Source organism: Cohnella kolymensis (assembly GCF_000829465.1).
GTDB lineage: Bacteria > Bacillota > Bacilli > Paenibacillales > Paenibacillaceae > Cohnella > Cohnella kolymensis.
Window position 1 is genome coordinate 37114 of the sequence record NZ_JXAL01000020.1, and the last position, 24103, is coordinate 61216.

Here is a 24103-nt window from a genome sequence, read left to right on the forward strand (position 1 = left end):
AATCAGGAATTACATATTTTTGATGACTTCGTCAGCGAATGCAGAGCATTTGACTTCGGTTGCGCCTTCCATCAGCCTTGCGAAATCGTAGGTTACCGTTTTGTTGTTGATCGACTGTGCCATGCCTTTGTAGATCAGATCGGCAGCTTCCAGCCAGCAAGGTGCTCAAGCATCATGACGCCGGACAGAATGACGGAACCCGGATTAACCACGTCTTTGTCGGCATACTTCGGCGCTGTGCCGTGAGTTGCTTCGAAGATAGCATGTCCGGTCAAATAGTTGATGTTTGCCCCCGGTGCGATTCCGATCCCGCCGACTTGTGCTGCGAGCGCGTCGGAAAGGTAGTCGCCGTTCAGGTTCAACGTAGCGATCACGTCAAAGTCTGTCGGACGGGTCAATACTTGCTGCAGCGCGATATCGGCAATCGCGTCTTTGACAAGGATTTTGCCTGAGTCAAGAGCTGCTTTCTGAGCTGCGTTGGCAGCTTCCTCGCCCTTGTCCGCTTTGATGCGGTCATACTCGGACCAAGTAAATACTTTGTCGCCGAACTCTTGCTCAGCCACTTCGTAGCCCCAGTTTTTGAACGCGCCTTCCGTGAATTTCATGATGTTGCCTTTATGGACAAGTGTCACGGATTTACGCTTGTGCTTGATCGCATATTCGATTGCCGCGCGAACGAGGCGCTTGGAGCCTTCCGAAGAAACGGGCTTGATGCCGATACCGGACGTTTCAGGGAAGCGGATCTTGTTAACGCCCATTTCCTGCTGCAGGAATTCAAGTACTTTTTTCACTTGCTCCGTACCGGTTGATACTCGATACCCGCATAGATATCCTCGGTATTTTCACGGAAAATAACCATATCCACCAGCTCGGGACGTTTTACCGGTGAAGGCACGCCGTCAAAGTAGCGGACAGGACGCAAGCACACGTACAGGTCAAGCTCTTGGCGCAGCGCCACGTTCAGGGAGCGGATTCCGCCGCCGATCGGAGTGGTCAAAGGACCTTTGATCGCGATGATCATCTCACGGATGGCCGTCAGTGTATCGCCGGGCAGCCACTCTCCGTAAGTATTAAAGGCTTTCTCGCCTGCGAACACTTCATACCAGGCAATTTTCTTCTCGCCGTTGTAGGCTTTCTCGACCGCTGCGTCCAGAACGCGCTTGGCAGCCTTCCAGATATCGCGGCCGGTGCCGTCCCCTTCGATGTACGGGATAATCGGATTGTTAGGAACGTTAAGAATTCCATTGTCGACGGTAATTTTCTCACCGGAAGTCGGTGGGGCGAATTTTTCGAGTTGCATGTTTTTTTCCTCCTTATTTTTCGCAAGAAACCGGCGCGCCCATCTCCCGAAACAGGAGGCGGCCCGCCGGCAAAAGCATGAAATTTAGTGCGAGCGCAGCTGGTTACGCGCGTTTGGCCATCGGCAGGTAATGAGCGTTAACAGGACCTACATACTCTGCACGAGGACGGATGAGGCGGTTGTCTTCAAACTGCTCCAAAATATGCGCCGTCCATCCAGAAACACGGCTGATCGCAAAAATCGGCGTAAACAGGTCGCGAGGAATGCCCAGCATCGTATAGCAGGAAGCGGAATAGAAGTCCACGTTAGGCTTCAAGCCCTTTTGACCTGTGACGAGCTCTTCGATCTTGATGGACATCTCGTAAAGCGTCATATCTCCGTTCAGCTCACCAAGCTGGCGGGACATCTGCATCAGGTGCTTCGCGCGCGGATCGCCATTCTTGTAGACGCGATGGCCGAAGCCCATGACCTTCTCTTTGTTATCCAGCTTATTCTGAATATAAGGTTCCAGGTTAGCCGGCGAACCGATTTCGTCGAGCATGACCATGACGGCTTCGTTCGCACCGCCGTGCAGCGGGCCTTTCAGCGCGCCGATGGCGGAGGTTACGCCGGAATAGATGTCGGAAAGCGTTGCCACGGTCACCCGCGCAGCGAAGGTCGAAGCGTTCAATTCATGGTCGGCATGAAGCACAAGCGCCTTGTCCATCGCTTCAATTGCGACTTGAGCCGGCTCTTCTCCGGTCAACATGTACAGGAAATTATGGGCGATGCCTACACCTTTCTTAGGCGCGATCGGTTCCTTGCCTTCCCGGATTCTCGCGTAAGCGGCTACGATCGTGGGAAGCTGGGCTTGCAGTTTAACGGCCTTGCGGATATTCGCCTCGCGGCTCATATCGTTCGCTTCGCTGTCGTATAACGCCAGACTTGATACTGCGGTTCGCAGCGCGGCCATAGAGTTGCTATCTTTGGGATACAGGCGCAAGCCTGCGATTACGTCAGCCGGCACCCCCGCATATTGTCCGAACTGATCGATCAGACCGTCCAGCTGCGCTTGTGTCGGGAGATGGCCATGCCAGAGCAGATAAGCGACTTCTTCGAATGTCGCATGCTCCGCCAGCTCGTCGATATTAATACCCCGGTAAGTCAGAACGCCGTCAATGATCGAACTGATGGATGACGATGCTGCGACGATGCCTTCCAAGCCTTTTGTTGCCGTCATGTTTCTCTCTCCTTTATCGGAAAAATGCAGATAAATCCGTTAAATTAGTCGTGCCGGATGTCTCCAGAAATGGTCTGCGCGTGAGCATATAGTAAAAGAGGCTCAAAAAAGCACGCAAAACGCATATAACTTAACATTTTCTGACCTTTTTTAATGATAATCGATTTCAACGGGGAATGGAACCGAAAGCGGAATCAATTTTTTTTATCAGTATCATAAAGGTTCTTTTGCCAAAGCGGATTCTTTTTAAATAATTTTATTTTAAAAACGGTTCGGCCCGCGGTGTATTCGAAAGGATCCGTTGCGCACCTTCCGTTCCAGCCAACGATACAATACGAAGCGGTAAAATGGGCGTGTAACGGGCAGCAGAAGGGTGAGTCCGATAATGTCGGATACAAAGCCGGGTGCCATGAGCATGATTCCTCCGGCCAGCACACATAAGCCTTCGAGCATAGTGTGCCCGGGAACTTGTCCGGCCTGCATCTGGCGCTGCGCCTGCTGCCACACTTTCCGGCCTTCCGAACGAGCCAATCCGGCACCCAAAAAACCGGTTAACAGCAGCAACGCCAGCGTCGCCCATCCGCCGATCCAATGGCCCATCTGGATAATGCCCCACATCTCAACCGCGGGAACGATAATAATGAGAGCAAGCAGCCATTTATACATCATAAATCCCTCCTACTCACTAATACGTCCGCGCGCTCGCCGCCGTTGCGTCTGCAATCAGGCAAATTTCGGCAGCGGACTCAGGCGTTGACCAAAGCGGCAAGCTTTTCATACCACTCCGGCGCTTCACGCTCCAACCGCACCGGCTTCCAGTCCCGGCTAACCCACATATGATTCGTACCTCCGCGCACGAGCAGCACACCCGGCGGTTCTTCGCCTTTATAGCGGTCCCCTTCGGTTTCTGTCAAATTGCCGCTCATGACCCGGGACTCGAATCTCACGCGAACGGATGTCATTTGCGGCACATGCGTACAAACCGTAATCCAGTCATCATACAGCGCAGGTTTGCGAAACGAAGCCTCGACATCCAGCACGGGCAGCAGCATGCCGCGCGCCTCCATGTCCTTATAGGCAATGCCCGCATGGCGTACCCACTCGGTCCGGCCGATTTCGAACCAATTCAGATAGTTGACGTGGTAGACGACCCCCATCTGATCCGTTTCCTGATACCTTACCCTCAAAGGATGCAGAAACCACGTTCTCATTATGTAACCTCCGTTCCTTAATAAAAATCCCCGCAGCAAAGCTGCGGGGCTCGTTGATGTCGCGGGTTACTTACAAAACCTTGGCTTGTCCGGAGTAGATGACGCCATGTTCGGCGTACAATGTGATCTCGGTGCCGTCCTTCAGCACGTCGAATGCATCGGCAACGCCTACGATGACCGGGATGCTGAGGTTTAGGCCGACAACGGCCGCGTGGCTCGTGATGCCGCCGCTCTCCGTGATGACGGCCGCCGCTTTCTCGAATGCCGGCATATACTCTTTGTCGGTTGACGGGGCAACGAGAATGGCGCCGGTGGACATTTTGCGCACGGCTTCTTCAGGTGTGCTCGCAGTTACGACTTTACCGGTAGCGCTCTGGGAACCGATGCCTTGTCCTTTGGCGATCAGCTCGCCGACATTGTGGATCTTGATCAGGTTCGTCGTTCCCGAACGTCCGACCGGAACGCCTGCCGTAATGACGATCGTATCGCCGAGCCGAACAAGGCCGGACTCGATTGCGCCTTTAACGGCGATATCGAACATTTCGTCTGTAGTCTGGGCTGAAGTGCCTTTAACAGGGATGACACCCCATACCAGCTGCAGCCGTCGCATAACCTTCTCAGACGGAGTAACCGCGACGATCGGCGATTTCGGACGGTACTTGGAAACCATCCGCGCGGTATAACCGCTCTCCGTCGAGGTTACGATGGCTTTCGCATCCAGATCGAGTGCAGAGTTGGCGACCGCTTGGCTGATCGCTTCCGTTACGGAGGTCTGCTGCGCTTCGGCTTGCTTGGTGAATATTTCACGGTGATGAAGCGCCGATTCCGCGCGCTCGGCGATGCGGGACATAGTTATTACCGATTCAACAGGATATTTGCCGGCGGCTGTCTCCCCCGAAAGCATGGTAGCATCGGTGCCGTCGAAGATGGCGTTGGCCACGTCGGATGCTTCCGCACGTGTAGGACGCGGGTTGCGCTGCATGGAATCCAGCATCTGTGTCGCCGTGATCACCGGTTTTCCTGCGCGCTTACACTTCTCGATCATGCTTTTTTGCACAAGCGGAACTTCTTCGGCCGGAATTTCAACTCCCAAGTCGCCGCGGGCAACCATGAGACCGTCCGAAACTTCAAGAATTTCGTCGAGGTTGTCGACACCTTGCTGGTTTTCGATTTTCGAAATGATCTGGATATCGCGCGCATTGTAACGCTCCAGCAATTCGCGAATTTCCAGCACATCGCTTGCGCGGCGAACGAAAGAGGCGGCGATGAAGTCAACGCCCATCTCGATGCCGAACTTGATGTCGTTGGCGTCCTTCTCCGTAATCCCGGGCATCGAAATGGCGACGCCTGGAACGTTAACGCCTTTTTTGCTCTTGATCGGACCGCTGTTGACGATTTGAGTCTTGATTTCCGTACCTTGGATGTCGACTACCGTCAAGCCGATGAGCCCGTCGTCAATAAGAATCGTTGAGCCGACATGAACGTCGCTCGGTAAATCCTTATAGGTGACCGGAACACGATTTTTATCACCTAAAATCTCTTCGGTCGTCAAGGTGATGTACTCGCCCTGCACCAATTCGATCGGTTCTTCCTTCATTTTGCCCAGACGAATTTCCGGACCTTTCGTGTCCAGCAGGATCGCCACGGTCTTGTTCAATTCCTGGCAAGCTTGGCGGATATTCTTGATCCGGTTGCCGTGCTCTTCGAAATCCCCATGCGAAAAATTCAGGCGGGCAACGTTCATCCCTGCCATGATCAGCTTCTTGGTATCTTCTAGAGCTTCGCTGGAAGGACCGATCGTACAGACGATTTTTGTTTTGCGCATGATTTCTTTGCCTCCGTTTTATCCATCCACTGTCTCTTTATCTATTGAGCTAGTCCTGTTCTGCGGTACCGAAACGGCCGACCTTGCGGAATTTCAGGTACCGGTCTTCCATCAGTTGTTCGGGAGTCATCTTGAGCAGCTCCTGCAAATGACGCTTTAACGCTTCGCGGATCGACTCCGCTTGCATGGCCGGATCGCGATGCGCTCCGCCCTGCGGTTCAGGAATAATATCTTCAATTACTCCAAATTCCAACAGGTCTTTGGCTGTAATTTTCATCGCTTCGGCTGCCTGATCGGCTTTGGACGCGTCCTTCCACAGAATTGAAGCGGCTCCGTTCGGCGAAATAACCGAATAAATCGCATTTTCAAGCATCAGAACCCGGTTGCCTACCCCCAGCGCCAACGCCCCGCCGCTTCCGCCTTCCCCGATGACGACGCAAATAATCGGCACACCGAAAATCGCCATCTCGCGAAGATTGCGGGCAATCGCTTCGGACTGTCCGCGTTCCTCTGCGGTATCTCCCGGGTATGCGCCCTTCGTATCGATGAAAGTGATGATCGGCCGGCCGAATTTATTCGCTTGCTGCATAAAACGCAGCGCCTTGCGAAAGCCCTCCGGATGAGGACTGCCGAAAAACCGCTGAATGTTGTCCTTTGTATCTTTACCCCGCTGATGGCCGATAACCGTCACGGGAACGCCATTCAGCTTGGCGATGCCTCCGACGATCGCCAAATCGTCAGCGAACAGGCGATCGCCATGCAGCTCGACGAAATCCGTGAAGACGGTATTTATGTAGTCAAGCGAGGTTGGCCTCTGATGATGGCGTGCCATATGCATAATCTGCGCCGCGGTCAAGTTGCTGAACAGTTCTTCTTCCAGCTGTTTGTAACGCTCTTCCAATCTGCCGATCTCATCTGTGAAATCGATGTTTTTTTCGGAGCCGAACCGCTCAAGCTCATCGATCTTCTTACGCAGTTCGGCAAGCGGCCGTTCAAATGGCAGCTCATTGGACATCGGCCGGCTCTCCTTTCCACGCATGCATATCCAGCAGCTTGGTCAGCATCGATTTCATTTCTTTGCGATGAACGACTTTATCCAGTTGACCGTGTTTCAGGTTGAATTCGGCGGTTTGGAAATTGTCGGGCAGCTTCTGGCGAATGGTCTGTTCGATCACGATCCGTCCGGCAAAACCCACAATGGCTCCGGGCTCCGCCAAGTTGTAATCGCCCAGGCTTGCGAAGCTTGCCGAAACGCCGCCCAAGGTAGGATCGGTGAATACCGAAATAAACAGGCCGCCTTGGTCATTGAACTTCGCAAGCGCCGCACTGGTCTTGGCCATCTGCATCAAGCTTAAGATGCTTTCTTGCATCCGGGCGCCGCCGGAAGTTGAGAAAAGGATGAGAGGGAGCTTCTTCTCGATCGCCAGCTCGATCGCCCGGGTCACTTTCTCGCCTACGACCGAACCCATGCTCCCGCTGAAGAAGTCGAAGCTCATGACGCCGACAACAACCGGGAATCCGCCGATTTCACCATGGCCGGTAATAACGGCATCCTTCAGCCCGGACGCTGCTTTCTGCTGTGCCAGCTTGGAGGCATACCCCGGAAAAGTAAGCGGATCTTCCGATACCAAATCTTCGTCAATCTCAAAAAGACGCCCCTCATCGAGCGTCATCGCAATGCGCTCCCAGGCGTTCAGTCGAAAATGATGTCCGCAGTTGGAACAGACTTTGAGGTTCTTCTCCAGCTCTTTGCTGAACTGAATCGTCCCGCACTTCGGACAACGGTTCATTAATCCTTCGGGAATATCTCTTTTCGTCCGCTCCGATGGAACGACGGCATATTTTTTCTTTTGAAATAAATCCTTAAACACAGCGACACCTCACAAACGGAAAATGGCGGCCGTCCTGATCACACGGATTCGCCGGCTCTAAGAAGGCGGGGCATCGTCTCGGCAGTCTATCGTTTATAGATAGACTTTCGTGGAATACATCCGCATGTCCGGTGCTGCAAATGACGGAACGACTGCTGGCTTACAGGTGCAGAATACTGACGAGCACCTCTTTCACTTCCCGCACTTCTCCGGATGGAACCAATATCTCGTACTGGGGTTTGGTAAGGTTGATGGGGCGTACCTGCACAAGAAATCCTTCTTCGGTCAGTCGCTTCTGAATTCGTTCGGCGATCTTAGCGGTCGGCGCAATGTAGATGACCGTCCACATGAAGCGGTACCCCCAATTTCGTATTCAATCATTAGTAAGAAAATCGTGACGCAATAAAGAAATCATAGCACAGGTGCCGCTAGACTAGCAACCAAACGAGACTCAGCGCCGCAGTGGAAGCCAATCCAGAACCCTCTGTATTTTCGTATCCCAGTAGCCCCATTCGTGATCGCCCGGCTCTTCTTCATACGTCAACGGAAGCCCGATCTTCCGGCAATGGTCGCGAAAACGAACGTTATCTTCATACAGGAAATCTTCCGTGCCGCAGCATTGATACAACAGGGGAATCGGCCGTCGGCTCACAACTTGTTCAGCCAGAGTGAACAAGTCCGCAGGCGATCCCGGGATGGAAGAGGCTTCCCCGAACACATTGCTCGCATCTTCCCCGCCGCGTTCGTCCGCCCAACTTTGCACGTCAACAGCTCCGGATAAGCTGGCAACCGCCGCCAACCGGTCAGGATGAGTCATTCCCCACTTCATGGCGCCGTAACCTCCCATGGATAATCCCGCAGCAAAGTTATCCTCTCTTTTCGAAGATAAAGGAAAGAAAGACCTTGCCAGCCCGGGCAGCTCTTCGGTCACAAAGGTCCAATACTTGGCTCCGTGCTTCATATCGGTATAAAAGCTCCGGTTAACCGCAGGCATGACTACCGCAATTCCCCGCGACAGAGCATAACGTTCGATCGAAGTTTGCCGCACCCATGCCGAATGATCGTCCGACAGGCCGTGCAAAAGATACAGTGTCGGGAACAGCCGGTCTTTGTCCTGCGGTAAAATGACATTCATCGCAGCCGAGATCTGCAAAGTCTCTGAAAAAAATTCACATTGAATGAACGCCATAAATTTCACTCTCCCACCAAATGTAACGAGCTCATACGCCCAAAATGTCCTTAAGATGGACGATGTATTACACCGATTCATACAGATGCGGACAAAATGGACTTATCAGCAGGCTTTGGACTCAAGATGAACCATTATGCCCGGAGGATACGCCCAAAATGACCTTAAACGCAGCATGCCGTAATCAATTTCCCGCTGATGCGGACAAAATGGGCTTATCAAGTCCGCCTCTTTTCCAGCACCATCACTTTACCTTCACACTGCCTTCGCCCATCAGTTTCTCGATCGCTGACAACAGCTCCGGCGACGGCTGAACTTTATAGTCATCGCTCAGCGCCACGGTGCGGCGTTCGCGCTGGTATCGCAAAACCGTCGGCAGCTGGCCCGAATGTCCGGTTAAAAGCGACTTCAGACTGGTTAAGACGGCCGGTTGCTCGCGGTCTTCGTCGATCCGGATGAACACACGCTGCACAGCCGGTTTCGCCGCAGCCGGCGGCTTTCCGGCAGACGAACCGGCGCCATTGTACCGAGGCTGCTGCGCAAGGCGCCGAAGCCTTGCGGCTTGAGCGCGCAAATCCGGCGCATCCAGAGGCAGGATGTCGTCCGCGAGCAGCTTGTAATCCTCATCTCCCTGCTGCACTTTCGCCCTGACGAGCACGAGCGAGCCTTTGCCCACGAACGATGCGGCAGTTTTCCACACCGTCGGGAACGCCACCAACTCCGCTCCCATAATGCGATCTTCCAGCTCGAGGAAGGCCATCGATTGTCCCTTCCGTGTAATAAAGGGCTTCATCGACACAATCATCCCGGACGTGAACACGGTTGCGCCGTCCGCCGCTTCAGCGAGATCGACCAACCGGTCCAGCTTCAATTCATCCATTAAATCGTCATAAACATCCAGCGGATGACCTGACAGATACAGTCCCATCAAATCCCGCTCAAATTCCAGCGTCTGCGATGCCGTATAGGGAGGCACCTCCGGCAAATCCACATTCCAATTCGGCGATTCCTCGAAATCGAACAGCTCGATCTGCAGCTCTTCGCGCTCCTTGCGCCAGGCGGCCGCCGCTTCCAATGTCGGCTCCAATGCGGCCAATTGCTGCGAACGATGGCCCGGCAGCGAATCCATCGCGCCGGCCAACAGCAGCGATTCAATAACCCTTTTGTTGCAAACCCGCGGATCCACACGCCTGCAGAAGTCGCTAAGGCTTTCGTACCGCCCCTTTTCACGCTCCCGCAGAACGCTGTCAATCGCTTGGGTCCCAACATTCTTCACCCCTGCCATGCCATACCGGATCGCACCCGCATCGGCGTCCCGGGCTCCGGCAGCCTGACAGGCGTGAACAGGACGCCGCTTTCGTTAACATCCGGAGGCAGAACGGCAATGCCCATTCGCCGGCATTCGTCCACGTATTCCGCCGTTTTGCGCTGGTTGCCGATCACTGCGGTTAACATGGACGCCATAAACGGAACAGGATAGTGCGCCTTCAAGTAAGCCGTCTGGAACGCCAGCACCGCATAAGCGGCAGCATGCGCGCGGCAGAAACCATAGTCCGCAAACCGGACGATCAAATCATACACCCGGTTGGCGTCCTCTTCGCTGTGACCCTGCTTGACGCTCCCGCGCACAAAAAATGCCCGCTGCTCATCCAGCACTTCCCGTTTCTTTTTGCTGACCGCACGCCGCAGCAAGTCCGCTTGACCTAAAGTGAAGCCGGCCATGACGGATGCGATCTGCATGATTTGCTCCTGATAGACGATAATGCCGTAGGTGTCCGCAAGAATAGGTTCCAGGATCGGATGCGGATATTCCACCTTGATCAAGCCGTGTTTTCCCTGAATAAACTGCGGGATGAACTCCATCGGCCCCGGGCGGTACAACGCAACCACCGATACGATGTCCTCGAAAGAGGACGGCTTCATTTCCTTGAGTACCCGCCGCATTCCGGAAGACTCCAGCTGAAAAATTCCCGTTGTATCTCCCCGGCCCATCAGCTCGTAAGTCTGCTCGTCCGAATACGGGATTTTGTCCCAGCGCAATTCCTCGCCGGTCTCTTCGCGTATCCAACGCAAAGTGCGTTCGATAATGGACAATGTGCGGAGCCCCAAGAAATCCATCTTGAGAAGTCCTACCGCCTCGAGATTCTCCATCGAGTATTGGGTTAACGGAACGCCGTCCGTACCTTCCTGAAGCGGCACATAATCGGTCAAAGGATCGGACGAGATGACAACTCCGGCCGCATGCGTCGAAGCATGCCGGGGCATGCCTTCGACCCGGCGAGCCATCGCGACAAGTTCGGCAGCATCCGATGTCCCTTCCGCCAAAGCGCGGAATTCCGGACTTTCCTTCATCGCGCGCTCGATGGACATGCCCGGCGCTCCCGGGATCAGCTTCGCCGTCTTGTCCACTTCCCCGTAAGGCAGGTTCATGACCCGTCCCACATCCCGCACTGCGGCCCGCGCGGCCAACGTTCCGAACGTAATAATCTGCGCCACATGCTCGCTTCCGTACTTCTCGACGACGTAACGGATGACCTCGTCCCGCCGTTCGTCGCTGAAATCGATATCGATATCGGGCATGCTCACCCGCTCCGGATTCAAGAACCGCTCGAACAGCAGCTTATGCTTCAGCGGATCTACGTCGGTGATTTTGAGCACGTAAGCAACCAGGCTGCCTGCAGCGGATCCGCGTCCCGGTCCCGTCACAATTCCCTTCTCATGCGCAAACCGGATGAAGTCCCACACGATCAGGAAGTAATCGTCGAATCCCATCTCGCCGATTACTCTCAGCTCATACTCCAGTCGCTGCTCAGCGTTCGTGCGGAACTCGGCATTCTCCCATTCCGCCGTGCCCGCATAACGTTCCTGCAAGCCCTTGCCGCACAGCTCTCTCAAATAATGACCGGCGGAACTCCCTTCCGGCAGCGGAGAGAAAGCAGGCAGGATATGCCGGTCGAAATCCAATTCAAGGCTGCATCTGTCGGCAATTTTCACCGTATTGGCCACCGCTTCAGGCACGTGACGGAACAAAGCCGCCATGTCCTCGCCGCTTTTCAGATACAGCTGATTGGTGGTGATTTTCATCCGGTCAGGATCGTCCAAAGTTTTACCGGTTCCGATACACAGCAATACATCCTGAAGAGCGTGGTCGTCCTCGGACAAATAGTGCGAGTCGTTCGTCGCCGCCAGCGGAATTCCCGTCTCCTCCGCAATCTTCAGCACACCCGCCGATATTTTTTTCTGGTCAAGAATCCCGTGATCCTGAAGCTCCAGAAAATAATCCTCACCGAACAAATCCCGATATCTGACCGCCGTAGCCTTTGCCTCGTCATACCGATCCGCCAACAGATGCTGTGACAGCTCCGAGCTCATACATCCGCTCAGACAGATGAGCCCTTCCGCGTACTGCGACAATACCTCGAAATCGATTCGCGGCCGATAATAGAAACCTTCCAAATGCCCGATGGAGCTCAGTCTCATCAGGTTGCGGTAACCGATCTCGTACTTCGCAAGCAGCGTCAAATGATAGATCGGCTGCTCCTTGCGGGAATTCTTCTCCAGCCGGGAACCCGCAGTAATATAAGCCTCCATACCGATGATAGGCTTGATTCCCTGCTCCAGGCACGCTTTATAAAAAGGGATCGCCCCATACATAACGCCATGGTCGGTGAGCGCGAGCGACTTCATCCCGAGCTCGGCCGCCTTGGCCGTCATCTGGCGGATGCGCGACGCGCCGTCCAGCAGGCTGTATTCGCTATGAACGTGTAAATGAACGAAATCGCACATCCGCATACCCCTTCTTTTCCGTCATAAACTCTCTTTTATTAATTGTATCATAAGGGCATAGACCCGTCCCATAGGATGATAGTGAAGATCAAGCGCAGACGTTGCAGGCGCTGCTTGCTGCGGTCGCACTTAAGTGGAGGCGATGGACATGGAAGATTTCTATACGAAAGCGGCATTCTGCTTTTTTATAGCATTCGGGGTGGTGATGGGCGGTGCTTTGCTGGCGGGTGTGGGATCGGTATTCTTGTGGGCCCCTCCGAAAGTCAAGATGCTGCAGGTCGCGGGGCATTTGAAAATATGGCGCTCGTAGCAGCCGTCGGAGGAACCATCGATCCGATGCGGATCATCGAGCACCACGTAGCGGAGGGGCAGCTGTCGCCGGCCATCCAGCAGATCGGCATCATACTTTTTGCTTTTCTCGGTGCGCACATGGGCACTGAACTCGTTCAATGGATGTGCCGGGACGGGGGGTGACGGCTGCCGATGCGGGTGCCTTCATTCGATAGATTTCAGAAGCTTATGCAGATTACGGCTTTTTTCGTCTGCGGAATCGTCGTCGGCAGCGCCGTATACAGCGGACTGCAGAACGATCAATTTAACCGTGTCATTGAGGAAAAAATCAAGCTCGAGGAGCAGCTGAACATTCTCCGGGAAGATCTTAAAATCGAGAAGAACCGGAATCAGAATGTAGTGAAGAAAATAATAGCGTACGTCGTAGAGCCGACGGGCAAGACGAAAATCGACATACTGACGGAGACGGAATTGAAAAAGAGGCTTAAAAGGGACTTGGAGATCTTCGTCGGCCGCAGCATATACCATATCGATTCCGACGCCTCGTTCGCCCGAACATTGTTGCATGAGAAAATTTATGATGATATTGAAGGTAAGGACTACATGGTAATCGTAAAAACGGTGCTTGTGGTCGACGGTGTTCTGCAGATTTGGGTCGAGGCGAGAGTACATGTATCTTAATAACCCGCTATCGCGACAAAGAGCGCTGACCCGGCTCCTTATGTTACAATTAGTGGCGGTATTGACGACTGTCCATGAAGGAGTTGTTTGTTGTTGGTTGATGTATTGTTATGGGTGTTCGCCGCCCTCATTGTCGTTACTTCTGCGGCTTCCGCCGTGTTCAGCTTCCGTGCGCGCCGGACAGCCGACGCAAGACTGCGCGGATTGTATGCCGCCCGTATGAACATAAGCATGGGCCTCATGCTGATCTTCATCGCAGTGATCCAGATGTTCCTGTTCAGCGGGTCCACGGTGCGGGTTGTCATCGGCGCTTTGTTCATGCTGCTCGGGCTGTTCAACCTGTTCGCCGGGCTGCGCAACCATTCCCATTTCAGCAAGTCGTGATTATTAAACAGGATCGATCGTCTGCGCCGTCATCATCGCCTTGGCGACGACATCCCCGTCCTGCACCGCTTCGATTTCCACTTTTACATATCGCCTGCTCGCTTCAATAATGTGCGGGACGAACGAGATGCTTGCATCGATCGGCACCGTGCGGAGGAAGTAAGTCGTCATATTATCCATGATGTGTTCCCTTTTCAGCAGATCCCCTATAGCCCGAGCCGCGGCCTGCTGCATAAGGGCAGCGAGCACGCCTTCGGATATCGTGCCGAGCGGGCCGGACATCTGCGGAGTCGCCGGGCCGGCGAAGGACAGCCGGTTCTCCTCATCCCTGCGCTCCGTGAAGCCGCTCCACATGAGAGCGTCGAACGTCTCGCCCATTTGGGCCGGCCGATTGGTGAACTGCAAGGCGCGCAGCACCTGAGTCCGGCTCACCGAGCCGACCAGCTTACGCTGCCGGTCTACCACGGGCAGAAGCTCGATGCCTTCGGATAACATCCGATGAGCCGCCGCAGCGAGCGGAGTGTTCAGCGTAACCGTCATCGGACGGCGAGTCATCAGCTTGTCCACCGTTTGCCCGGCCGCAGCGCCCGCCGTATCTTTGGCCGTAATCATGCCTACAACCCTGTTCCACTCGTCGGTTACAGGGAAACGCCCGCTGCCCGTCTCCGCGCTCAGCTTCAAAAAATCCGCAACGGAAGCGGATTGTTTCAACGTTCCTTGCCTGTCTGAAGGCTCCATCAAATCCGCGATCATGGCAATCTTGCGCTTGATCAGCCGGTCATACATCGCTCTATTGATCATAGAGGCAACGGTAAAAGTGTCATGCCGGCACGTCAGGATCGGAAGCTGGCGTTCGTCAGCCAGCGTTTTCACTTCTTCGCTCGTTCCGAATCCCCCCGTCACCAGCACCCCCGCTCCATGCTCCAAAGCCACACGGTGCGCGCTCTCCCGATTCCCTACGATCAGCAGGCTGCCTGCATCGATGTAACCCATCATTTCACCGAGCTCCATAGCTCCGATAACGAATTTATGCAGCGTTTTCTCGAGTCCTTCGCCACCGCCCAGCAAGCTGCCCTGAACGATGTCCAGAACCTCCGAGAACGTTAATTGATCCGGATTGCTGCGCCGCTTCCGATCCACACGCACCGTGCCGATCCGTTCTTTCGTGCTCACATAACCCAATTGCTCGGCTTCCTTCAGAGCTCGATAGGCGGTGCCTTCCGATACTCTCCGATCCTTGGCCATCTGACGGACGGACACTTTCGTGCCGACAGCCAGCTCGCGTATATATTGGAGCAGCTGCTCGTGTTTCGTCAGTTCTGCGGTATTGTTCTCATTACCGGACATCGCGCGCCCCCGCTTTTTTGACTCTATTATAACAAAAAGCTCGCCAATGATATGGCAAGCTTTGCTTCACAGCCTCAATAAGCTTCAACGAACAAGGATACTCCCATTCCCCCGCCCACGCAAAGTGAGGCGATTCCTTTCGAAAGCCCTCTGCGGCGCAGTTCATGGACAAGGCTCACGGTAATTCTCGCGCCTGTACATCCGATCGGATGACCCAGGCTTATTCCGCTTCCGTTTACATTGACCTTGCTTCGATCAAGGCCCAGCTCTTTTTCGACTGTCAGGTACTGAGCCGCAAACGCTTCATTGATCTCGATCAATTGGGCGTCCTCCAGCTTCCAGCCGACTCGTTCCAAACCCTTCTGTATGGCAGGCGTCGGGCCGCGTCCCATCATTCTTGCGTCTACCCCGGCTACCGAGAAGCCGGAGATTCTGGCTAACGGCTGCAGCCCTTTCTCTTGCGCCTTCTCTTCGCTCATAAGAATGACAGCGGCCGCTCCGTCATTGAGGCCTGATGCGTTGCCCGCAGTAACCGTGCCGTTCTTGCGGAACGTCGGCTGCAGCTTGGCGAGCTTCTCAAGGGAAATATCCTTCCGCGGATGCTCATCCGTGGTCACAATCTCGTCCCCCGACCGTTTTTTCAGCGTAATCGGAACGATCTGCGACTCGAAATAACCGTTGTCGATCGCGTGAAGCGCCCGTTGATGGCTTAACAGTGCGAGTTCATCCTGTTCTTCCCGGCTGATCTGATACGCTTCCGCCAAGTTTTCCGCCGTTTCGCCCATCATGATTTTATGAATCGGATCTTCTAAAATCTCCCAAACGGTATCAGTGACTTCGCCATGCTTGATCTTCGCGCCGAAACGATGGTTCTTCAGCACATAGGGGCTTGAGCTCATCGCTTCCACGCCTCCGGCGATCACGATGTCCGATACTCCCGTCTGGATTTGCATGACGCCGGAGATGATCGCCTGCAGGCCGGATGCGCACTGGCGCTGAATCGTGTACCCCGTGGCCGTATCCGCCAGACCTGCTGCAAGCGCCGCGGTACGTGCCGTATTCGGCATGTCGGTGCGCTGAATGCAGTGCCCCAGAATGACTTCGTCGGGATCCTCTGGACTTAGCCCATTGTGCTCCATCGCCTGCTGAATGACCGGCACGATCAGATCCAAAGGAAGCAGATCCTTGAACACGCCGCCAAAAGAACCGACAGGTGTACGCAACGCGCTTGTGATTACGACATTCCTCATCTTGCTCTCCCTCCCAAAATTAACGGATTACTCACCAACCGCCCGACACACTGATGGTATCGCCTGTGATGGAGGCCGCCCCGTCCGAAGCCAGAAAAATACAGCAAGCGGCAACTTCCTCCGGCTTGATAAACCGCTTGATCGCCTGCTTCTTCAGCAGGTGCGTGTGCAGAGCTTCTTCCTTTGACGTGCCGTCTTCGTCGGCCAGCTTCTGCAGCTGATCCTGAATGAGCGTCGTATCTACGACGCCGGGCATTACCGCATTCACGGTGATATTGTCCTCGGCCAGCTCTATCGCGGCGGTCTTCGTCAAGCCCACAACTCCGTGTTTGGCGGAGATATACGCGGACTTGTACGGGGAAGCCAATTTGCCGTGCACGGAGGATATATTGATGATTCTGCCGTACTGCTGGCTTTTCATCTGCGGAATCACATATTTCGTCATCAGAAAAGGGCCTTTTAACATGACATTAATCAACTTATCCCACTGTTCAACCGGAAAATTCTCGATCGGATCCACGTGCTGCAATCCGGCGTTGTTGACGACGACGTCAATCCTTTTCCATTTGTCGGTCACATTCTTAACGAAAGCCTGCACAGATTGCGGATCCGCAACATCGAGCTCATACGCCTCCGCCCTGCAGCGGTATTTTTCAGCCAGAATTCCTGCCGCATTCCGTGCGTCGGCTAAAGCTAAATCCGCTATGATCGGCTGATCGCCGTTCGCGGCGAAAGCTTCGGCGATGGAATACCCGATTCCTCGAGCCGCTCCGGTGACCAATACGATTCTTTTTTGCCTCGACATTTGCCGCACTTCCCTTTGATTTGAAATTATGCGAACGGGTGTGGTTAAAATGCATCCAATACGACGTTCTCCCCAACCCTCACCGGCGGCTGCGTCGACTGAAGGATATCGTCCACGGTGAAGCCCGCAGCAACTTCCGCCAAGCTGAGACCTTCCGGTGTGACGTCAAGAACCGCCCTGTCCGTAATGATGCGGTGCACCACGCCTTTACCGGTAAGAGGCAGCGAGCATTCGTTCAGGATTTTCGGCTGACCGTCTTTATTGACGTGCTCCATAATGACGATTATCTTCTTGGCTCCGTGAACAAGGTCCATCGCTCCCCCCATTCCCTTGATCATCTTGCCGGGTATCATCCAGTTGGCCAGATCCCCGCTCGCGGAAACCTCCATGCCTCCCAAAATCGCAATGTCGATATGGCCGCCGCGGATCATCGCGAACGACTCCGCACTGCTGAAATATGCAGCTCCGGATATGGCGGTAACGGTCTCTTTCCCGGCATTGATCAAGTCGGGATCGACGTCTTCCGTGCGCGGATACGGCCCGATGCCGAGCAGCCCGTTTTCCGATTGAAGGATCACCTGCTTGTCACCGCTTATAAAATTGGCCACAAGCGTAGGCATGCCGATTCCCAGATTGACGTAACTGCCGCTTTGGATCTCTTTTTCGGCGCGTTTGGCGATTCTCTCCCTCATATTGCCGTGACTCATCGAATTCCCTCCGTCCCGCTTAATTTTGCACGGTGAGCCGCTCGATCTTTTTCTGCTGGCGGCCTGCAATGAGCCGCTGCACATAGATGCTCGGCGTATGGATCCGATCCGGATCCAGTTCCCCTGTCTCTATCAGATTTTCTACCTCAGCTATCGTTACTTTGCCGGCGGCCGCAATCATCGGATTAAAGTTTCTGGCGGTTTTGTTGTAGACCAGGTTACCCATACGATCGCCTGCCATCGCCCTTACCAGACTGAAATCCGCGGTCAGCGCTTTTTCCAGCAAATATTCCTTTCCGTCAAACTCACGTGTTTCCTTGCCTTCCGCCACTAAGGTCCCGACTCCTGCCGGCGTATAGAAGGCGGGAATGCCGGCGCCTCCGGCACGCAAACGTTCCGCAAGCGTCCCTTGCGGGATGAGCTCAATCTCGATTTCACCCGCCAATACCTGGCGTTCGAACTCTTTATTTTCGCCGACATAGGAGCCGACCATCTTTTTGATTTGCTTGTTTTTCAAGAGTAAACCCAGTCCCCAATCATCAACGCCGCAGTTATTGGAGATCACGGTTAACTGCTTCACACCTTTGTCCACCAATGCCAGGATAAGGTTTTCGGGAATGCCGACAAGACCGAAACCGCCTACCGCGATCGTCGCTCCGTCCGGAATGTCCTGAACCGCTTCTTCATAGGACGTAAAGACAGGCTTCATCTGCTCAACCCCTCTTCGCATTTTTGCCGGCATTACCTTTGTCGTTGAATGACACCACGATCTGCCCGGCCATCACAGCGTTCCCGTCCGAATTTACCGCTTCCAATGAAAAGGTGATCCATCCCCTGGATTGTTCAATATCGATCACTTCCGCCTTCAGGCAGATCTGCTCGCCGAGCCGGACACTTTCGATAAAGATAACCTCCTGCTGGATCGGAACGATCGGGAATCCGCTGCAAAGATCCGCAACTCCGGCGAAAGCCCGGCCTGCCAGCAGCTGCGGCTCTACCAAACCGCCCGCTCCCGTTAAGGGCAAGCTGACGGGCAGCCCGATCATCTCCCGAAACCGGCTCACTTCCTGCTCGCCGAACATGACGTTATCCTCTTTCTGATCACCCAGCGACAAATCGAATATGATTGACTTCATCGGATGAGTCCTCCATGGTCTTCGCGACGGTTAGGCGATACCCAAGTACGTCTTGATAATCTCGTCATTTTCAAGCATTTCTTCCGATGCGCCATGGGTTTTCACTTCTCCCGATTGCAGCACATAAGCTCGATCCGATATCGACAAAGCGGCCATTGCCAGCTGTTCGACGACCAGGATCGTTTTGCCTTCCTGCTTGAGCTGGATCAACGTATCGAAAATATGCTTCACATACAAAGGCGAGAGACCCATCGAAGGCTCATCCAACAATAAAAACTCGGGTTCCGACATGAGCGCGCGCGACAAGGCCAGCATCTGCTGCTCACCGCCGCTAAGCGTGCCCGCCGCTTGGTCGCGTCTTTCTTTTAATCTCGGAAAACGCTCATACTCTTTCTCCATCAGCTCTTTCACTTTTTTCCTGTCGCCCCGGATGGTGAACGCGCCGAGAAGCAAGTTGTCCTCTACCGTCTGGTCGCCGAATACTTGCCGTCCCTGCGGCACATGAGAGATACCCTTTCTCACAATGTGATGGGCGCTCAGACCGCTGATCGATTGCCCGTCATAAGATACTTGTCCGCGCGATTTGACCAAGCCGGTTATCGCCTTAAGCAGCGTCGTCTTGCCTGCGCCGTTGCGTCCTACGACAGCTACGACTTCACCCTTCGCCACATGGAGATTGATCCCGCGCAAAGCTGAGGCATGCCCGTAATTAACCGATAGATTTTTTACCTCTAACAAGCTCGTTCACCTCTTCTCCGCCGAGATACGCTTCGATTACTTTCGGATGGTTTTGAATGAACTCCGGGGTGCCTTCACACAGCTTTTTACCGAAATCCAGAACCGTGATCGTGTCGCAGATGTTCATGACGATTTCCATGTGATGCTCCACCAAGATGATTGAAAGCCCTGACTTTTTGAGACGCCTGATGACATCGTTGATCTTGTCAATTTCCACGTTGCTGGCGCCTGCCGCCGGCTCGTCAAGAATGAGCAGCGAAGGCTGCAGAGCCAAGCCTCTCGCGACTTCTACCAAACGCTGTTCGCCGTAAGAGAGATCCGCGGCGGTCTCATGAGCCCTGTCTTCCAAACCGACGATCCTCAGCAAGTCGTAAGCTTTGTTGTAAAACTCTTTCTCTTCTCTCGATACTTTGGCCGTGTGCACCAGATTGGCTAGAAAACCGGAACGGAAATGACGGTGAAAGCCGATCAATACGTTTTGAATGACAGTAAGCTCATTGAACAGCTGTAAATTTTGAAAAGTTCGGGTAATGCCATGTTTGGCGATCTGATGCGGCGCAAATTTGGTGATGTTCTTGCCTTGCCAGACGATAGATCCCCCTGTCGGCATGTACACACCGCTCAGTACATTCACCATGGTGCTTTTGCCGGAGCCGTTCGGACCGATAATCCCGTGAACGGTACCGCCTTTTATTTCTATATCCACATCGTCTACAGCCTTGAGTCCGCCGAACTGCATCCGAATTTTACCCAATTCAAGAATAGTGCCGTCCTTTGCTTCAGGAAGCTCCATGAGCGGCGCCGCTTTATTCAGTTCAAGCTTCCGTTCGTTCCGGTCGCCGCGGCCGAGCCACTTCCGGAGCAGGGGCAGCTTCGACAGCTCACCGACAACTCCATTGGGCAGAAGCAGCAAGCAGAGCAGCAAAATGCCGCCGAAAATAAACAAATGATAGTCTACATATTTTGAGAACCATTGCGGCAGCAAAACAATGATTGCGGTTCCGACGACAGGACCCCACTTCGTTCCGGCGCCCCCGATGATGACCCCGGTTATAAACAAAATAGACTGATGAAATTCGAATGAGGAGCTGCTGATAAATCCGTTCTGGTGAGCGAACAATCCGCCGCCCGCACCGGCCATGAATGCGCTGATCGCGAGCAGAATTTTCCACCCGCGCACATTGACTCCGAGCACCTCCGACGCGACCTCGCTGTTGCCGAGCGCGGTGAACGTACGTCCGAAGCGGCCTTTAAAAATATTGGATATCCCGGCGGTGAAAAGAACCGCGAGCAAACCGATAAACCACATATATTCATAGGGTTGCAGCGTATAGCCGAAAAATGAAGCCGCGTTCGGAAAATAGCCCGCCGGCCCGCCCGTAACGTCGATCCATCGATTGGAGATAATGCCGATCAATTCCCCGAAAGCAATGGTAACCATCGCCAGATAAGGACCTTTGGAACGAAGCGACAGCAATGCCACGACCGCTCCGAATGCGGCTGCCACCAGGCTCCCGAGCAGAATGCTCACAAAAAAATTCAAGCCCAGCGTTTTTCCGATAATAGCCGTTAAATAGGCTCCGATTGCATAAAACCCGACGTGTCCGAGCGACAGTTGATGCGATAATCCGACGAGCAGGTTCAATCCGACGATGACGATATAAGTGATCAGGAAGGTTTGAGCCATATGAATGTAATAGCCGTTATTGAACACCCAAGGAAAAGCATAGATCACGGCCAACGGAAGCCCAATCTGAACGATAAGCCAACGTAAACTTCTCATGATTAAAATTTCTCCTTGTAGCGTTTTCCGAACAGGCCTTGAGGAAGAAATGCCAGAATGCCGATGATCAGGATGAACGATGCGGCATCTTTAAGAGAAGTGCTGTACATCGCGAATACGTTCTCCAGCACACCGAGCAGCAGAGCTCCTATCAAAATTCCCTTCGGATTTTCCAGACCGCCGATAATCGCTACCGCGAACGCTTTGAGTCCCAGGAATACCCCGATAAAAGCGCCCGGATTGACGAGCGGACCGACCATAATGCCTCCCGCTCCCGCCAGCGCGCCCGAGATAATGAAAGCAATCGACGCCATGAGCCGCGGGTTGATCCCCATCAAAGAAGCTGCACTCTTATTGAAAGCCACGGCTTCCAACGCTTTGCCGAAGAAAGATTTTTTGAGAAAAAAGTACAGGATTGCCATCAGCACCGCACCGCCGATCAAGACGAAGAGCTCATGAGGCAATATGCGCACCACGCCCAGGTCGATCACCTTGTTGCCGAACGGCGACTTTGCCGACACGACATCTCTTCCCCAGATCAGCATGGCGACGTTGCGCGTGATCATGGCAACGGCAACCGTGCTCAAGATCCAGCCGATCGAATGGAAGCCTTTGAGCGGTCGTATGGCGACCTGCTCCAGCCCCAGCCTGCCAAACCTACTAACAAAACCACCGCGAAGACCGCTAAAAGGAATGCAGCCCATATCGGCAGGCCGGACGTCGCGGCGGCGCCGAACACGCTTACTCCGGTCAACGCGCCTACCATGACGAAGTCGCCCTGTCCGAAATTCATCGCGTTCGTTGTGACGAAGGTAATGTAATAACCTTGGGCAATGATTGCGTAGAGACTTCCATATACCAATCCGTTTAGCACGGCTTGCAACCAATCCATGACGCTGCCTCCTCAGTTCTGAACTTGATGCGCCAGCATGGTGAGGGAGTCCGCTGCGGACTCCCTTCACCTGCCCCCGCAAGGGGAACGAGCGGCTTATGAAGCTTTCACGACCTTGCTGTCCTTGTAAGTTCCGATGAATACATCGTCCGGACCGTAAGCTTCATGATTTTCCTTCGTAAACGGCTGCTTCTTGATCGCCGTAACGCCTTCGAAATCATTGATATTTTCAATCGCGTCGCGGATTTTCTCACCGTCCAACGCACCGGCTTTTTTAATGCCTTCCAAAATCAATTTCGCGCTGTCATAGCCTTGAGCGCTGGCTACCGGGAACACATTTTCACCGTATTTATCGATGATCTTCTTGTCGAACGCTTTCGACTTGTCAGATTGGTCGACCGTGAACGATTGGACGAAAAATACGTTCTTGTTGACCAAGTCACCTACCAGCTTCACTACCGTAGGATCGCCTGTCGCCCATGTCGCGTAGATCGGAGCGTCCAATCCTTCTTTGTTGCGCGCTTCCAGCAGCTTAGCGGATTGCGGAGCCAATCCGTAGAACATGACGGCTTCAACGCCCGCCTTCTTCATATCGCGTACAGCTTGCTCCAGGTTCAATTCCTTCGGATCGAATGCGGAGACAGCGGCAGGCTCCAAATTGTAGTTCTCTTTCATTTGCTTCATGATGTCCGCTTTTCCGCCTTGTCCGTAACCTTCGGTATCGTGAATAACGCCGATTTTCTTCAAGCCTTGCTTGCCTGCCAATTCCTTCAGGATGGCGCCTACTTGAACGCTGTCCAGGGCGGATACGCGGAAAATGTAGTTTTTCGGCTCTTTGGCATAAGTGGCCACAATCGCGCTTCCCGTGGCAACCGGAATGATCTCCGGAATTTTGGCTTCCTGCGTGAACTTGATATGTGCCGTAGCGTTACCGCTGTTGGCCGGACCGATCAATGCGACAACCTTGTCCTGGTTAATCAGCTTTTGAACAACCTCGACCGATTTTTCGGGCTTGGCTTCGTCGTCATACAAGACGAGCGTGGCATTCTGTCCGTTGAGACCGCCCGCAGCGTTGAATTCTTCGATCGCCAGCTCGGCGCCGCGTTTCACGCCTTCACCGAACAATGCCGTTCCGCCGGTCATGGAAATGGCAGCGCCGATTTTGATCGCATCTTTGGACTGCTCTTGGCTGGCTGTATTGCTCGGTGCGTCGCTCGCCGCTCCTCCCTCATTCACTTTTGGAGAGCATGCCGATAATAGCAAAGCTGACAAAATCGCTAACAACGAAAAGTTCAACACGAGTTTTTTCAAAGCTTGAAACCCCTTTCAATAATTTAAGTTTTTCTTACGTAATAAGTTAAGAGCAAGAACCGTGCCAAAATATTTCAGAATGCTCATAACCTCTGAAAAACGCAGATCTACCTAGGGTTCTTGAGGCACGGGCCGGCAAAGTAACATTTAATTTTTATGTATACAAAAAAGATATGTCGCAAATACGCGACACCTCTTTGAACGTTTGCCTTGCTCTGTAAGCGTTATCATGATAGTCGCACGAACGCGATATGTCTTAAATTTGCGACAGTTTGCACTCTAATTGTTGTACGACCTCCTGCAGAAACTTGTCCCACCGCCGCCGTTAGTCTAATTTTTGTACGATCTCCCGCAGAACTCCGTCCGACACGCCGCCG

General features: G+C 53.7%; 21 protein-coding genes and 3 pseudogenes. 3 read left to right on the plus strand and 21 right to left on the minus strand.

The annotated features are described in order from the left end of the window. Positions 1-9 precede the first annotated feature (9 nt). From icd to SD71_RS13005, 10 genes and pseudogenes are all read right to left on the minus strand, one after another. Positions 10-1300: pseudogene (gene icd / locus SD71_RS12960) on the minus strand (NADP-dependent isocitrate dehydrogenase). A 103-nt stretch (positions 1301-1403) separates the two neighbouring features. Next, positions 1404-2519, minus strand: coding sequence for a citrate synthase (gene citZ, locus SD71_RS12965; RefSeq protein WP_041063866.1), 1116 nt, complete (start codon positions 2517-2519; stop codon positions 1404-1406). 261 nt (positions 2520-2780) lie between these two features. Next, complete coding sequence (locus tag SD71_RS12970) at positions 2781-3188, minus strand: FxsA family protein (RefSeq protein WP_326998747.1); 408 nt, start codon at positions 3186-3188, stop codon at positions 2781-2783. 77 nt (positions 3189-3265) lie between these two features. Further along, on the minus strand, positions 3266-3730 hold the full coding sequence (locus SD71_RS12975; RefSeq protein ID WP_041063869.1) for an acyl-CoA thioesterase: 465 nt from the start codon (positions 3728-3730) through the stop codon (positions 3266-3268). 70 nt (positions 3731-3800) lie between these two features. Further along, the gene (pyk, locus tag SD71_RS12980; protein ID WP_041063871.1) at positions 3801-5555 is read right to left on the minus strand and encodes a pyruvate kinase; all 1755 of its coding nucleotides are present in this window, start codon (positions 5553-5555) and stop codon (positions 3801-3803) included. Positions 5556-5604: 49 nt separating this feature from the next. Then, complete coding sequence (accA, locus tag SD71_RS12985) at positions 5605-6570, minus strand: acetyl-CoA carboxylase carboxyl transferase subunit alpha (RefSeq protein ID WP_041063874.1); 966 nt, start codon at positions 6568-6570, stop codon at positions 5605-5607. Then, a complete protein-coding gene (accD, locus tag SD71_RS12990) occupies positions 6560-7426 on the minus strand; it encodes an acetyl-CoA carboxylase, carboxyltransferase subunit beta (RefSeq protein WP_041063876.1) in 867 nt (288 codons plus the stop codon). The genes accA and accD overlap by 11 nt, the downstream gene beginning before the upstream one ends. A gap of 160 nt (positions 7427-7586) precedes the next feature. Further along, on the minus strand, positions 7587-7775 hold the full coding sequence (locus SD71_RS12995; protein WP_041063878.1) for a glutamate decarboxylase: 189 nt from the start codon (positions 7773-7775) through the stop codon (positions 7587-7589). 102 nt (positions 7776-7877) lie between these two features. Continuing rightward, on the minus strand, positions 7878-8615 hold the full coding sequence (locus tag SD71_RS13000; RefSeq protein WP_041063880.1) for an alpha/beta hydrolase: 738 nt from the start codon (positions 8613-8615) through the stop codon (positions 7878-7880). A 244-nt stretch (positions 8616-8859) separates the two neighbouring features. After that, positions 8860-12401: pseudogene (locus tag SD71_RS13005) on the minus strand (DNA polymerase III subunit alpha). Between the two features lie 148 nt (positions 12402-12549). Between SD71_RS13005 and SD71_RS13010 the strand changes: the two are divergent. The 3 genes and pseudogenes from SD71_RS13010 to SD71_RS13020 all read left to right on the plus strand — a co-directional run bounded on the left by SD71_RS13010 (position 12550) and on the right by SD71_RS13020 (position 13757). Then, positions 12550-12875: pseudogene (locus SD71_RS13010) on the plus strand (YtrH family sporulation protein). A gap of 9 nt (positions 12876-12884) precedes the next feature. After that, positions 12885-13373 (plus strand): hypothetical protein, encoded by a 489-nt coding sequence (locus tag SD71_RS13015; RefSeq protein WP_041063882.1) that lies wholly within the window; start codon positions 12885-12887, stop codon positions 13371-13373. A gap of 93 nt (positions 13374-13466) precedes the next feature. Next, complete coding sequence (locus tag SD71_RS13020; RefSeq protein ID WP_041063883.1) at positions 13467-13757, plus strand: YtpI family protein; 291 nt, start codon at positions 13467-13469, stop codon at positions 13755-13757. A 3-nt stretch (positions 13758-13760) separates the two neighbouring features. On the opposite strand, the gene SD71_RS13025 is transcribed toward SD71_RS13020, so the two are convergent. From SD71_RS13025 to SD71_RS13070, 11 genes are all read right to left on the minus strand, one after another. After that, positions 13761-15104: a DRTGG domain-containing protein gene (locus tag SD71_RS13025; RefSeq protein WP_041063885.1), complete on the minus strand. Its 1344-nt coding sequence runs from the start codon at positions 15102-15104 to the stop codon at positions 13761-13763. Positions 15105-15178: 74 nt separating this feature from the next. Continuing rightward, a complete protein-coding gene (locus SD71_RS13030; protein WP_041063887.1) occupies positions 15179-16354 on the minus strand; it encodes an acetyl-CoA C-acetyltransferase in 1176 nt (391 codons plus the stop codon). A 31-nt stretch (positions 16355-16385) separates the two neighbouring features. Beyond that, on the minus strand, positions 16386-17159 hold the full coding sequence (locus SD71_RS13035; RefSeq protein ID WP_041063889.1) for a 3-hydroxybutyrate dehydrogenase: 774 nt from the start codon (positions 17157-17159) through the stop codon (positions 16386-16388). Positions 17160-17203: 44 nt separating this feature from the next. Beyond that, positions 17204-17866 carry a 3-oxoacid CoA-transferase subunit B gene (locus tag SD71_RS13040; protein WP_041063891.1) on the minus strand — a complete coding sequence of 221 codons (663 nt, stop codon included), beginning with the start codon at positions 17864-17866 and terminating at the stop codon, positions 17204-17206. Between the two features lie 19 nt (positions 17867-17885). Continuing rightward, complete coding sequence (locus SD71_RS13045; RefSeq protein ID WP_041063893.1) at positions 17886-18575, minus strand: CoA transferase subunit A; 690 nt, start codon at positions 18573-18575, stop codon at positions 17886-17888. Between the two features lie 4 nt (positions 18576-18579). Beyond that, positions 18580-19002: a hotdog family protein gene (locus SD71_RS13050; protein WP_041063895.1), complete on the minus strand. Its 423-nt coding sequence runs from the start codon at positions 19000-19002 to the stop codon at positions 18580-18582. Positions 19003-19032: 30 nt separating this feature from the next. Then, positions 19033-19740, minus strand: coding sequence for an ABC transporter ATP-binding protein (locus SD71_RS13055; protein WP_041063897.1), 708 nt, complete (start codon positions 19738-19740; stop codon positions 19033-19035). Then, on the minus strand, positions 19712-21523 hold the full coding sequence (locus tag SD71_RS13060; RefSeq protein ID WP_041063899.1) for a branched-chain amino acid ABC transporter ATP-binding protein/permease: 1812 nt from the start codon (positions 21521-21523) through the stop codon (positions 19712-19714). Before SD71_RS13060 ends, SD71_RS13055 begins: the two co-directional genes overlap by 29 nt. Positions 21524-21525: 2 nt before the next feature. Continuing rightward, positions 21526-22089, minus strand: a complete 564-nt coding sequence (locus SD71_RS25595) for a branched-chain amino acid ABC transporter permease (RefSeq protein ID WP_268747739.1) — start codon at positions 22087-22089, stop codon at positions 21526-21528. A gap of 17 nt (positions 22090-22106) precedes the next feature. Beyond that, entirely contained in the window at positions 22107-22415 is a 309-nt protein-coding gene (locus tag SD71_RS25600; protein WP_268747740.1) for an ABC transporter permease subunit, read from the minus strand. A 96-nt stretch (positions 22416-22511) separates the two neighbouring features. Then, a complete protein-coding gene (locus SD71_RS13070) occupies positions 22512-23726 on the minus strand; it encodes an ABC transporter substrate-binding protein (RefSeq protein ID WP_041063901.1) in 1215 nt (404 codons plus the stop codon). Between the last annotated feature and the right edge of the window lie 377 nt (positions 23727-24103).

Excerpts from the sequence above, each read along its gene's own strand:
- SD71_RS13015 (WP_041063882.1), top strand. The coding sequence starts at position 12,885 with ATGCGGGTGCCTTCATTCGATAGATTTCAGAAGCTTATGCAGATTACG.
- SD71_RS13025 (WP_041063885.1), bottom strand. The coding sequence starts at position 15,104 with ATGTCCGGTAATGAGAACAATACCGCAGAACTGACGAAACACGAGCAG.
- SD71_RS13030 (WP_041063887.1), bottom strand. The coding sequence starts at position 16,354 with ATGAGGAATGTCGTAATCACAAGCGCGTTGCGTACACCTGTCGGTTCT.
- SD71_RS13040 (WP_041063891.1), bottom strand. The coding sequence starts at position 17,866 with ATGAGTCACGGCAATATGAGGGAGAGAATCGCCAAACGCGCCGAAAAA.
- pyk (WP_041063871.1), bottom strand. The coding sequence starts at position 5,555 with ATGCGCAAAACAAAAATCGTCTGTACGATCGGTCCTTCCAGCGAAGCT.
- SD71_RS25595 (WP_268747739.1), bottom strand. The coding sequence starts at position 22,089 with ATGATCACGCGCAACGTCGCCATGCTGATCTGGGGAAGAGATGTCGTG.
- SD71_RS13060 (WP_041063899.1), bottom strand. The coding sequence starts at position 21,523 with ATGAGAAGTTTACGTTGGCTTATCGTTCAGATTGGGCTTCCGTTGGCC.
- accA (WP_041063874.1), bottom strand. The coding sequence starts at position 6,570 with ATGTCCAATGAGCTGCCATTTGAACGGCCGCTTGCCGAACTGCGTAAG.
- SD71_RS12970 (WP_326998747.1), bottom strand. The coding sequence starts at position 3,188 with ATGATGTATAAATGGCTGCTTGCTCTCATTATTATCGTTCCCGCGGTT.
- SD71_RS12995 (WP_041063878.1), bottom strand. The coding sequence starts at position 7,775 with ATGTGGACGGTCATCTACATTGCGCCGACCGCTAAGATCGCCGAACGA.
- SD71_RS12975 (WP_041063869.1), bottom strand. The coding sequence starts at position 3,730 with ATGAGAACGTGGTTTCTGCATCCTTTGAGGGTAAGGTATCAGGAAACG.
- SD71_RS13035 (WP_041063889.1), bottom strand. The coding sequence starts at position 17,159 with ATGTCGAGGCAAAAAAGAATCGTATTGGTCACCGGAGCGGCTCGAGGA.
- citZ (WP_041063866.1), bottom strand. The coding sequence starts at position 2,519 with ATGACGGCAACAAAAGGCTTGGAAGGCATCGTCGCAGCATCGTCATCC.
- SD71_RS13000 (WP_041063880.1), bottom strand. The coding sequence starts at position 8,615 with ATGGCGTTCATTCAATGTGAATTTTTTTCAGAGACTTTGCAGATCTCG.
- SD71_RS25600 (WP_268747740.1), bottom strand. The coding sequence starts at position 22,415 with ATGGATTGGTTGCAAGCCGTGCTAAACGGATTGGTATATGGAAGTCTC.
- SD71_RS13045 (WP_041063893.1), bottom strand. The coding sequence starts at position 18,575 with ATGAAGCCTGTCTTTACGTCCTATGAAGAAGCGGTTCAGGACATTCCG.
- SD71_RS13050 (WP_041063895.1), bottom strand. The coding sequence starts at position 19,002 with ATGAAGTCAATCATATTCGATTTGTCGCTGGGTGATCAGAAAGAGGAT.